Annotated in this window: 11 protein-coding genes; 1 reads left to right on the forward strand and 10 read right to left on the reverse strand. The window is 67.5% G+C overall.

The features are described 5' to 3' along the window. Window positions 1–37: 37 nt before the first annotated feature. From ACFDSW_RS02100 to ACFDSW_RS02145, 10 genes are all read right to left on the reverse strand, one after another. Window positions 38–1,213 carry an NAD(P)/FAD-dependent oxidoreductase gene (locus ACFDSW_RS02100; protein WP_375248619.1) on the reverse strand — a complete coding sequence of 392 codons (1,176 nt, stop codon included), beginning with the start codon at window positions 1,211–1,213 and terminating at the stop codon, window positions 38–40. 5 nt (window positions 1,214–1,218) lie between these two features. Continuing rightward, the gene (locus ACFDSW_RS02105; RefSeq protein WP_375248620.1) at window positions 1,219–1,593 is read right to left on the reverse strand and encodes a winged helix-turn-helix domain-containing protein; all 375 of its coding nucleotides are present in this window, start codon (window positions 1,591–1,593) and stop codon (window positions 1,219–1,221) included. A gap of 27 nt (window positions 1,594–1,620) precedes the next feature. Then, window positions 1,621–3,093 carry a flavin-containing monooxygenase gene (locus ACFDSW_RS02110; protein ID WP_375248621.1) on the reverse strand — a complete coding sequence of 491 codons (1,473 nt, stop codon included), beginning with the start codon at window positions 3,091–3,093 and terminating at the stop codon, window positions 1,621–1,623. A 183-nt stretch (window positions 3,094–3,276) separates the two neighbouring features. After that, a complete protein-coding gene (locus tag ACFDSW_RS02115; RefSeq protein ID WP_375248622.1) occupies window positions 3,277–4,596 on the reverse strand; it encodes a cystathionine gamma-synthase family protein in 1,320 nt (439 codons plus the stop codon). A 1-nt stretch (window position 4,597) separates the two neighbouring features. Next, window positions 4,598–4,996: a hypothetical protein gene (locus tag ACFDSW_RS02120; RefSeq protein ID WP_375248623.1), complete on the reverse strand. Its 399-nt coding sequence runs from the start codon at window positions 4,994–4,996 to the stop codon at window positions 4,598–4,600. A gap of 86 nt (window positions 4,997–5,082) precedes the next feature. Next, on the reverse strand, window positions 5,083–5,811 hold the full coding sequence (gene gloB / locus ACFDSW_RS02125) for a hydroxyacylglutathione hydrolase (protein WP_375248640.1): 729 nt from the start codon (window positions 5,809–5,811) through the stop codon (window positions 5,083–5,085). Window positions 5,812–5,840: 29 nt separating this feature from the next. Continuing rightward, window positions 5,841–6,275 carry a VOC family protein gene (locus ACFDSW_RS02130; RefSeq protein ID WP_375248624.1) on the reverse strand — a complete coding sequence of 145 codons (435 nt, stop codon included), beginning with the start codon at window positions 6,273–6,275 and terminating at the stop codon, window positions 5,841–5,843. Next, complete coding sequence (locus ACFDSW_RS02135; RefSeq protein WP_375248625.1) at window positions 6,272–7,051, reverse strand: tetratricopeptide repeat protein; 780 nt, start codon at window positions 7,049–7,051, stop codon at window positions 6,272–6,274. The genes ACFDSW_RS02130 and ACFDSW_RS02135 overlap by 4 nt, the downstream gene beginning before the upstream one ends. Continuing rightward, on the reverse strand, window positions 7,048–7,776 hold the full coding sequence (locus ACFDSW_RS02140; RefSeq protein ID WP_375248626.1) for an alpha/beta hydrolase: 729 nt from the start codon (window positions 7,774–7,776) through the stop codon (window positions 7,048–7,050). Before ACFDSW_RS02140 ends, ACFDSW_RS02135 begins: the two co-directional genes overlap by 4 nt. Before the next feature lie 37 nt (window positions 7,777–7,813). Beyond that, window positions 7,814–9,766, reverse strand: a complete 1,953-nt coding sequence (locus ACFDSW_RS02145; RefSeq protein WP_375248627.1) for an ImcF-related family protein — start codon at window positions 9,764–9,766, stop codon at window positions 7,814–7,816. 187 nt (window positions 9,767–9,953) lie between these two features. Here ACFDSW_RS02145 and ACFDSW_RS02150 point away from each other — a divergent pair, with 187 nt between their 5' ends. Next, the gene (locus ACFDSW_RS02150) at window positions 9,954–10,721 is read left to right on the forward strand and encodes a TetR/AcrR family transcriptional regulator (RefSeq protein WP_375248628.1); all 768 of its coding nucleotides are present in this window, start codon (window positions 9,954–9,956) and stop codon (window positions 10,719–10,721) included. Window positions 10,722–10,869 lie beyond the last annotated feature (148 nt).

Consider the following 10,869-nt stretch of genomic DNA (forward strand, 5'->3'; position numbering starts at 1 on the left):
GTCATCGCTGCGGCTGGATGAGGGGGAATACGGCCCCCTAGCTTCTCGCCTCGGCAATCGCCTGACCGGCGGCCCAGCCGCTCGCCCACGCCCATTGAAAATTATACCCGCCCAGCCAGCCAGTGACATCCACCGCCTCGCCGATCGCATACAGGCCCGGCACGCTCCGCGCGCCCATTGTCCGTGATGACAGACCGGCGGTGGCGATACCGCCAACGGTCACTTCCGCCTTGGCATAGCCCTCGGTGCCATTCGGACGAAACGGCCAGTCGGCCAATTGCCGTTCCGCCTCGGCCAGCGCGCGATCGGTCGCCGCGCCAAGTTCGCCGATCCCGATCCGCGCCGCCAGTGCTTCGGCGAGGCGCCCCGGAAGGTCGAGCACCGCCGCCAGCGTCGCGCGCGGGCGGGCGCGTTTGGCGGCGAGCAACCAGCCGGCCCCCGCATCGGGCCGGAAATCGATCGCCACCGCCTCACCGTGCCGCCAGTAACTCGACACCTGCAGAATCGCGGGGCCGGACAGGCCACGATGCGTGAACAATGCCGCTTCCGCGAAACGCGCCTTGCCCGCCCGTGCGACCACCGGGATCGCCACGCCCGCCAGGGCACGGAACAGCGCCTCCTCCCCCGGCAGCGTCAGCGGCACCAGCGCCGGGCGCGGCTCGACCACCTTCAACCCGAACTGCCGCGCCAGATCATAGGCCAGGCCGGTCGCCCCCAGTTTCGGGATCGACGGGCCGCCGGTCGCGATCACCAGCGCGGGCGCGCTGACCCAGCCGTCACCGACGCGCACGCGGAAGCGCGAATCGGCATGATCGATCGCGCCGATCGGCGCGCCCAGCCGCCATGCCACCTGCCCCGCCGCGCATTCGTCGTGCAGCATCGCGACGATCTGTCGCGCCGATCCGTCGCAGAACAACTGGCCCAGCGTCTTCTCGTGCCACGCGATGCCATGCCGTTCGACCAGCGCGAGAAAATCCTGCGATGTGTAGCGGCCCAGCGCGGATTTCGCGAAATGCGGATTGGCGGACAGGTAACGGTCCGCCGTCGCGGCGATGTTGGTGAAGTTGCAGCGGCCGCCGCCCGAAATCAGGATCTTGCGCCCCGGCTCGTCATTATGGTCGATCAGCACAACCCGCGCGCCGCGCTGCCCGGCAACGGCAGCGCACATCATCCCGGCGCCCCCCGCGCCGAGCACGATCGCATCATAGTCCATCGCGTTTATCCCGCCGCCCGGGGCAAGGGCTCGTCGCGCAGCGCCCGATCGAGAAAGGCGAACGCCTCGGTCCCGGCGATCGCGCCATCCACCGCGCGCTCGAGTGCGCGATAGGCGGCCAGCACCTCGCGCCCCACCGGGGTCACCGCCGCGCCACCGCCACCGCCGCGCCCGGTCGCGACCAGCCGCTCGTTCCAGCAGCGGTTCATCTCATCGACGAGCAGCCATGTGCGACGATAGCTGATCCCCAAAACGCGCGCCGCAGCGGAAATCGAGCCCTCGCGATCGATCGCTTCCAGCAGATCGGCCTTGCCGGGGCCGATCGCGATCGCGTCGCCACACAGCAATTGCGCCTTCAGCTTGAGCGGACCATGTCGCATCGCGCTCCTGTAGGCGCTTGCCGCACGTCAGGCCAGCATCACCGCGTCGCGGTCCAGCACGCCCGTCTCCGCGGCATAGTCGGCGCAATTGCCTGCCCAGTTCTGATAGATGCGGCCATTCGCCGCCTTGTACCAGCTGCGGCAATGCGGATCCGCCCAGACGGTGCCCGCCAGTTTCTGTTCGATCCGTTCCCGAAATCGTCGTTGCCCGTCGGCGGTAACATCCGCCGAGCGCGCCTGCTCCCTTTCCAGCGCCGCCAGCGTGGCCAGCATGAAATCCACCTGCCGCTCGATCATAAAGCTGATCGAATTGTGCCCCAGGTTGGTGTTCGGCCCGTACAGCATGAAGAGATTCGGGAAATTGTGTACCATGATGCCGAGATAGGCCTCCGGGCCATCGCGCCACGCCTCCTTCAATGACACGCCGCCCCGGCCGACGACCTCCATCGACCAGTTCCACTCGGTCGTTTCAAACCCGGTCGCGAAGATCAGCACGTCGAGATCGTGGAAGCCGGCGCCGGTCCGTACCCCGTCGGGCTCGATCACCACAATTCCGGCGGTGTCGAGCGTGACGTGCGGCTGACACAGGGCAGGATAGAAATCGTCGCAGATCAGCACGCGCTTGCATCCGATCGGATAATCCGGCGTCAGCCGGGCACGCAGTTCGGGATCGGCGACCTGCGCCGCAAGATGATCGAGCGCGGTGCGCGTAAAGGCGGCGCGCCCCTCCGGCGTCCACTGAAACGTCTGCCAAAAAAAGGTATCGGCCTGGTCGAAGATCATCGCACGCTGGGCTGCGCCCAGCTTCATCGCCATCGCGATATCCGTCGCCATCAACGCCTTGGCCTCCGGCGTGATCGCGACATCGTTGCGCGGCACCACCCAATTAGGGGTGCGCTGGAACACCACCAGCCGCGCCGCCCGCCGCGCGACCTCGGGAATGAGCTGTACCGCGCTGGCCGCCGAGCCGACGACACCGACGCGCTTGCCGGTCAGATCCAGCCCCTCGGGCCATTCGGCGGCGTGGAACATCGTGCCCGCGAACGTGTCGCGCCCCTCGATCATGGGCAGTTGCGGACGCGACAATTGGCCTAGCGCCGGCACGATCGCGTCAAAACGCCCGGTCTCGCCGCGCTCGGTTTCCACCGTCCACTGGCCGGCGTCATCGTCCCAGGTCGCGCGCGTCACGCCTTCGCCGAGGTGCAGCACCTCCCCGAGCCCGAAGCGATCGACCAGCGACCGGGTGTAATCGTGAATCTCCGCGCCGCGCGCATAATGGTGGCTCCAGTCCGGATAGGGCGCAAAACTGAACTGGTAGAGGATCGCGGGCACGTCGCACGCCACCCCCGGATAGCGATTGGCACGCCACGTCCCGCCAACCGAATCAGCATGTTCGTATAAAGCGATCTCGTGCCCCGCCTCGCGCGCCTTGATCGCGGCACATAGACCGCCCATTCCGGCACCGACCACCGCGATCCGCTTCGCCATCTCGCTCTCCATGCGCGGTCTGTCGCCGCTCCCTGACAGGATGGCGCGAACCATGGCGGAAGGAAAGCGCGAAAGTCGATCGTTTTAGATCTGAGGAGCACGCAGCGCGGGCGGCCCTCCCCCCTCGCGGGGGAGGATGAACCTGGGGACGAACCTTCCGCGCCGCGCGCCGCCGGGGGACGGAACCGCCCCCCTTCAGATCGCCGCCAGCGCCTGCTCCATATCGGCGATCAGATCGTCGGCATCCTCGACCCCGATCGAGATCCGCACCAGATTGTCGGTGATGCCCAGCGCCTGCTTGCGCGCATCCGCGACCGAGAGATGCGTCATCGCCGCGGGGTGGCTCGCCAGCGTCTCGGTGCCGCCGAGGCTGACCGCCAGCTTGGCGATCGTCAGCGCGTCGAGGAAGCGGAAAGCCTCCGCCTCGCCGCCCTTCAGGTACAGCGAGAAGGTCGATCCGCCGCCGGTGCAATGCCGGCGATAGATATCGGCCTGCCGTCCCTCGGCATCGGCGAGGAAGCCGAGATAGCCGACCCGCTCCACCTTCGGATGATCGCGCAGGAATGCGCAGACCTTTGCCGCATTCTCGCCCGCCCGGCTCATGCGCAGCTCCAGCGTTTCCAGGCTGCGCAGCAGCATCCACGCGGTATTGGGATCGCAGATCGTGCCGATCGTGTTGCGCATCGCACGGATCGTGTCGATCGCCGCCTTAGACCCCAAAACCCCGCCCGCGACCAGATCGGAGTGGCCGCCGGCATATTTGGTGAGACTGTAGACGACCAGATCGGCCCCGTGCTGCAGCGGCTGTGACCATAACGGGCCGAGGAAGGTGTTGTCGATCGCGATGGGCGGCAGCGCCCCGGCATCCGCGAAGATCGCGTCGCGGCTCGCCCGAACCGCCTCGACATCGACCAGCGCATTGGTCGGATTGGCGGGGCTTTCGAGATAGATCAGCGCGACCCGGCCGCTCGCCGCCTCGGTCAGCACGGCGTCGATCTGCTCACGCGTCGCGCCCGCCGGAAAGTCGAGCCACTTGACGCCGAACTGGCCCAGCACCCGCGCGATCAGCGTCTCGGTCGCGGCATAGAGCGGCCCCGAATGAACGATCGTGTCGCCCGGCCGCACCAGCGACAGGAAGAGCGTCGCGATCGCCGCCATCCCGCTGGAAAAGATCAGCGCATCCTCCGCGCCCTCCCAGATGCCGAGGCGATCCTCGAGGATTTCCTGATTGGGGCCGTTGAAGCGCGAATAGACCAGTCCCTCCGCACCGCCCGGGCGCTTGCCCGTGACGCCCTCGAAATGGCGCTTGCCCGCCGCGGCATTGGGAAACACGAATGTCGAGGTGAGAAAAACCGGCGGCTTCAGCGCGCCTTCGGACAGGGCCGGATCATAGCCGTGCCCCATCATCAGCGTCGCCGGCTTCAACTTGCGGCCACCGATCGCATCGACCTCCGGCTTTGGCGATCGGCGCGCGACTTCCACCCCGGTGAGGGCGTCTTCGGTGGGTTCGGTCATATCATCTCGCTCGATAAGGGGTGAAATCGCCCAGCGCGCAGCTGCCGGTCGGTATGCCGGGCGGCAGTGACACGGTCTGCGCGATGTCGCCCCGGCACAGCCTGGTCTGGAACTGCCGCGTGACGAGCGCATCGCCACGCGCAACTCCCTGGCAGCCGCCGGTTGTCTGATTGACATAGACCAGCTTGTTGCTGACCCGATAGATCAGCTTGTCGCGATACGCCGACAATGACGCCCGGTTGAACCGTGTATCGATGCAATCGACCGGCTTTTCCGCCGTCTTGCCGTCGATCAGCCGCTGATATGCCGCCGCCGGCGAACTGTCCCGCCCGGCCTGCGCGCCGGTCAGCGCCACCACGCCGAGGGCCGCCAACGCCGCGAAATGGATTCGAGTCCGCATGTCCACCTCCTCAGGAGAAAATGACGAGCGTTGCCAAACGATCCTTATCACAACCCCCGGTGTCGACCGGGATGGCGACCGCCGCCTTACCCCTTGAACGCATCCTTCCCGGCGCGCAGCCGAGAAAACTCCTCGACGGTGCCAGCGCGCAGGAACGGATTGGTCGCGCGTTCGTCGCCGATCGTCGTCGGCACGGTCGCTTCGCCAGCGGCACGCAGCCGGTCCACCTGCGCCATCCGGGCGACCAGCGCGTCGTTGCCGGGATCGACCGAGACGGCGAACCGCCCGTTCGACTGGGTATATTCGTGCCCGCAGTACACCTTCGTCCCATCGGGCAGCGCGGCGTAACGCTGCATATTGCCGAACATCTGCGCCGCATCGCCCTCGAACAGCCGCCCGCAGCCCATCGCGAACAACGTATCGCCGGTGAAGATCGCCGCCGCCTCTTCGAAATGAAACGCGATATGCCCGGCGGTATGCCCCGGCACCGACAGGACCGCCGCCTGCTGATCACCCAGCATCACGCGATCGCCCTCGCCGACGCCTTGCTCCAGCACATCGATCTTCACGCGCTCCGCCTCCGGGCCGAGGATCGCCGCGCCGGTGGCGTCCCTGATCGCCGCCGCGCCTCCCACGTGATCGGGGTGCCAGTGCGTCAGCCATACCGCCTCGATACGCCAGCCGCGCGCTGCGGCGGCGTCGAGCACCGGCCCCGCTTCCCCCGGATCGATCACCATCGTCGCGCCCGATCCGGTATCACGCACCAGCCAGCTGTAATTGTCCGACAGCACCGGTACGCGGACGATCTCCAGCAGCGTATCGGCCGCGTCCGCGGGCCCGGCCATCACCAGCTTCCCGTATTGGGCATCGACAGCCACGGCTCGGCCGGTTCGAGCACGCCATCCTGCAACAGTTCGATCGAGATGCCGTCGGGCGTCTTGACGAACGCCATATGGCCATCGCGGGGAGGACGGTGGACGATATGCCCGGCGTCCAGCACGCGCTGGCAGGTTTCGTAGATGTTCTCGACGCGATAGGCGAGATGACCGAAATTGCGCCCGCCGGCATATTCCTCCGGGTCCCAATTATAGGTCAGTTCGACCTCCGCATTGGCGCGCTCTCCGGGGGCGTTCATGTCCTCGGGCGTGGCGAGGAAGATCAGCGTGAAGCGACCTTTCTCATTTTCCATCCGGCGCACCTCCTTCAGCCCCAGCAGCTCGAAAAAGGCGATCGTCGCGTCGGGATCGGTGACGCGGATCATCGTATGCAGATATTTCACTTGGCGGCCTCCGGCGTGTCGAATTGTCGTAGCGCGTTGGCGGCAGAACGCCCGGCGGGCGCATCGGGTGCCAATCGCACCGCCGCCTGCCAGGCGGTGCGTGCCGCCTCCGCATCGCCCGATCGTGCGGCGATATTGCCCGCCTCCAGCTGTACCGAGGCATCGTCGGGGGAGCGGCGCAAGGCCTGGGCGATATCCGCACGGGCTCGGTCGAGGTCGCCGCTGCGCCGCGCCAGCGTCGCGGATAGCAGCCATGCCAGCGGATCATCGTCCGCGCTCACCAGCGCCTGATCGAGATCGGTGCGCGCCGCCTTGGCATCGCCCAGGGCGACCAAGGCACGCGCGCGATCGAGATGCGCCTCGCCACGTTGCAGCCCGGTCAGGGTGCCCGCCGCCAGCGCGGCGTCCAGCGCGCCGCGTGCCTTCATCGCCTCGCCGCCCGCCAGCCAGGCATTGCCCGACTGCGCCCAGTAATTCGCGGCGGCGGCGTCATGCGCCAGCTCGGCCGCTTGCGCCGCCGCCGCAAAGGTGGCGGCCCCCTCCGCAAAGCGCTGCTGCCCGACCAGCGCGAGGCCGAGGCACTGGCGCAGCCGGGGCGTCACGCCGGCGACGCGCTGCACCAGGCGTTCCGCCGCAACCGGATCGGTACGCGCCTGCGCCAGGCAATCGCGCTCGGCCGGGGTCGGTGCGGCAGCATCGGCGGGCCGGGGGGCCGGCGGGGGTGCGGCCGACAGCGGCGCGGTCGCCTGTAGCGCGGCGAACAGGATCAGCATCATGGCACGACATCCTCCACCGCACGGATCAGCAGCGCGATGTCATCCTCGCGCGACAGGCGGTGGTCGCCGTCCTTGACCAGCCAGGTCTGCACGTGCGGTGAACGGATCAACCCCGCCAGCGCGACCGTGCGGTGCCACGGCACGTCCGGATCGTTCTGCCCTTGCAGGAAGCGCACCGGGCCATCGAACGTGATCGGCGCGTGCATCAGTCGGCTCGCCTCGCCGGACTGCCAGAAGCGCCGGGTATAGACGGTCGGGCGCGGGCCATAAGGGTTCGGCCGTTCCAGCCGCCCGTGTTGCAGCAGGTACATCTTTTCGTCCTGCGAAAAGCCCCAGTCGGTAAAATCGGGTGCGGGGGCGATGCCGACCAGCGCCGCCACCCGATCGGGGCGCGCCAGCGCCGCGAGCAGCATCAGCCAGCCGCCCATCGATGATCCCACCAGCACCACCGGGCCGCCGACCGCGTGATCGATCATCGCCAGCGTATCGTCGCGCCAGTCGGCGAGCGACTGATCCTCGAACGCGCCGTCGCTTGCGCCGCACCCGCCATAATCGAAGCGCAGGAAGGTGCGCCCCTGCGCCCGCGCCCATCGTTCGAGCGCCAGCGCCTTCGTTCCTGTCATGTCGGAAGCATATCCGGGCAGGAAGACGATCGCCGGCCCGCTGCCCTCCGTCAGGTGATAAGCGAGGTTGGGGCGCGCGGCGGACGGGGGCAGGTTCGACATGGCCTGTAGCTAGGACGCCATGGCCGGCGCGACAATGTCAGCCCCCGCCAATTGGTGCCGCGTCAGCATCCCCCATATCCGTCGCGCCGCCGGACGGAGCCGGCGCGGGGGGCGCGACAGGATCGAACAGGTCGATCCCGCTGCTGCGCCGGCCACGCCCCCCACAGAGCGGTCGATAGAGCGACAGGTTGAGCGGATGCGGCGCGGTCGCCGCATTCACCACCACGCCGAATCGCGACCGCGCATCCCCGAATTCGAGGTACAGGCTGCTGGCGGAGCGCATCGCGCTGCGCCGTGCCTCGCGCGCCATCGTCAACAACGCCCAGGGCCCTTCGTAATGGCGGCGGAACACGCTGCCGTCGATGCGCTGGAGCGTCAGGTCGACCGTTTCCGCGGCGGCCGGCCCCGGCCAGCGGATCGTCGTCGAGCGTGTCGGGCCATGCGCATAGGTCCATCCCTGTCCATCGACATCCAACCGCGCCTGCAATGCGTCGTCGCTCAACAGCACCGGGCGGAAGGTGAAGGTAAGGCCCCCGCCGCCCGGCGGGAACCACGCCTGCCCCACCCGCGTGGCGCGCTGCAACCACGCGATGCCGCGTACCAGATCGGGCCGCGCCGCCGCGCCCGGCGGCAACCGCAATCGCCACGGCGCGCGCGTCGCATCGATCACGTCGCCATGCGCCGCGACCAGTTGCGCGATCCGCCCGTCGGGGGCGAAATCCTTGACGAACGTGCCCCAGTCGAGGGCACCATCACCATAGGGGCTGAGCGGGAACGGCGCGTCGAGCCGGCAGGCGAGATACGACGGCACATTGTCCAGATCGAGCGACAGCACCTCCTGCTGCTCATGCCCCAATTGCCGCCCGCTGTCGTTCGCGAGATCCTGCATCAGGCGGCGAAGGGGCGGGGGCAGGCGCCCGGCCTGCACCTTCAGCATCTTCATGCTCGTCGGGCTGGGCGGACGCCCACCAAATTCCACCGCCGCCTGCTGTCGAGTCAGATAGCGGCCGATCGGCGTGATCGTCTGCAACAGACGGTCACGCGCGGCGGCCTTGCCGCGCGCATCCGGGAAATAGGTCCGCAACAGGCCGAAATGCTGCGCGATCACATAAGAGGGATCGTTCGTCTGCGGCGCGGGGCGCGGCGAATTGCGCCAGCCCAGTTCATATTGCAGCCGCGCCCAATCCGTCGCGATGCGCGTCGTGACGCGCGACCATAAGGTGACGGTCTTGCGCGGCGGCAGCGGCATCGTCTGCTCCAGCGTGTCGAGCAACTGGATGAACGGCGACGCATCGCTGCCGAAGGCCTGCGCCCGATCGACCGCGTCGCCGATGCTGCGCGCGGGCGCCAGTCGCAAGGTATCGAACAATGCTTCCCACGCCGCCGACGCTTCCTGGGCGTAGCGGGCGCGCAGCACGCCATCGAGCGACGCCAGTTCCGCATCGCTCGGGCGCGCCGGGGCGAACTCGCCACGCACCACCCCGCGATACTCCGCGATCCAGTCGGCGAAGCGTGCATGGCCGTCGCGAAAGCCGACCTGCAAGCCCGATGAGGTGAACAGCCACGGAATGGTACGATCCGATTCGAACCAGAATGCACCCGCGCCAAGCGCATCGACCAGATCGAGATCCTGCGCCGTGGCCGGGCGAAGCTCGTCGCGCATGCCATCCCACAATCGGTCGTCGAGCGTGTAGCGCGCCTCGCCCGCCAAAGCGGCACGCCACGCTGCGATATCCCGCCGCGCCGGGGCCGGGACGGGAACGGGCTCGCCACCCTGCTGCCGCGCCAGTTGATGCAACACGTTGTCGAGCATTTCGGGCGTTGCTTCGCAGCGCGCGAAATGCGCCCGCAACAAGGGCTCGTTCACCGGCTGCTGCCCCGTCAGCGACAGCGTCACCGCCAGCGCGCGATACAGATCGCCCGGGCGGGCGGGTCCCGGCTGGTCGACCGACCCGGGGGTCGACCCTGGGACCGACCCTGGGACCGACACCGGTGCCCAAGAGGTACGACCCCCGACAGAGACCGTCAAATCTTTTTTCGACGTTTCGTCGGAATAATGCCGGCGATCGTCCCTGCCTGGTAGCGTGGAGATCCGCCCCGCCTCCGCGCGATTGCGAAACTCGGTCGACAACTGATGGAAAAATCGCCTAACAAAAGCTTCTGGAATGGAGACGACGATGATGGCGCTGACCGAGACCGCCACAACTGCACATGACGAGACGTTCGACGACACTTCGGTTGCCCGTGATGCGCCACAGGATCCCTGGAACGCACTGCTCGAGATGATCGCCCATCGGCCTCGCCGGGTGACGGAGCGCAAACAAGATCGAAGCAAGAGAACCGAGCAGCAGATTCTCAATGCGGCATTGCGCGTGTTTGCGCGCGACGGCATCTCACGCTCCCGAATCGCCGACATTGCCGCCGAGGCGGGGATATCGACGTCGACATTGTACGAATATTACAAAAGCAAGGAGGATCTGGCCTACGACGTCCCGAGCCTTCACCTTGCTGCATTCTTCGACAGCTATCGCGATTCCGTCGCGGACAAGACGTCAGCGCGCGAACGACTGCTTTCCTACCTCTCCATGTCGGCCGATTTCGCCAGAGAGCATGCCGAATGGGCTCGACTCTTCTATCTGGAGATCTGGCCGAGCGTATTCGTCAGTGACACCGAACTACGACACAGCGTCGACGATTTCGCCAGGGTGGTGATTTTCCTTATTCGTCAGGGAATCGACGAAGGGGAATGGGCCGGCGATCGTGACGTCCACGAAACCGCGGCGTTGCTGCTGGGAGGGGTCAACCAGGTGATCATAACGTGGCTGCTCTATCGCCGGCCGAAGAACCTGACCAAGGCGGGCGTCGAGATCGCGGACCGGATCCTGACGATGCTGGCCAACGAGAAGGCGGCCAGAGTCCCGCGGCCGCGCACCAAGCGCCGCTAGTCAGGCCCGTTCCGCATAATATTCTGGCCCGAAAGATCTGCCCACGCACGGGCGCCGGATGACATGGCATGGCAGCCGATAACGCCCTCCATGCGGAAACGGACGGGGGCGGTGCGCACTCATACGCCATCCACGCCCCCGGCTCCAT

The sequence above is a fragment of the Sphingomonas sp. genome (assembly GCF_042091075.1).
Lineage (GTDB): Bacteria > Pseudomonadota > Alphaproteobacteria > Sphingomonadales > Sphingomonadaceae > Sphingomonas.

Bases quoted from the DNA above. Each gene is read 5' to 3' on its own strand.
- ACFDSW_RS02100 (WP_375248619.1), bottom strand. From the start codon at position 1,213: ATGGACTATGATGCGATCGTGCTCGGCGCGGGGGGCGCCGGGATGATG.
- ACFDSW_RS02105 (WP_375248620.1), bottom strand. From the start codon at position 1,593: ATGCGACATGGTCCGCTCAAGCTGAAGGCGCAATTGCTGTGTGGCGAC.
- ACFDSW_RS02110 (WP_375248621.1), bottom strand. From the start codon at position 3,093: ATGGAGAGCGAGATGGCGAAGCGGATCGCGGTGGTCGGTGCCGGAATG.
- ACFDSW_RS02115 (WP_375248622.1), bottom strand. From the start codon at position 4,596: ATGACCGAACCCACCGAAGACGCCCTCACCGGGGTGGAAGTCGCGCGC.
- ACFDSW_RS02120 (WP_375248623.1), bottom strand. From the start codon at position 4,996: ATGCGGACTCGAATCCATTTCGCGGCGTTGGCGGCCCTCGGCGTGGTG.
- ACFDSW_RS02135 (WP_375248625.1), bottom strand. From the start codon at position 7,051: ATGATGCTGATCCTGTTCGCCGCGCTACAGGCGACCGCGCCGCTGTCG.
- ACFDSW_RS02140 (WP_375248626.1), bottom strand. From the start codon at position 7,776: ATGTCGAACCTGCCCCCGTCCGCCGCGCGCCCCAACCTCGCTTATCAC.
- ACFDSW_RS02150 (WP_375248628.1), top strand. From the start codon at position 9,954: ATGATGGCGCTGACCGAGACCGCCACAACTGCACATGACGAGACGTTC.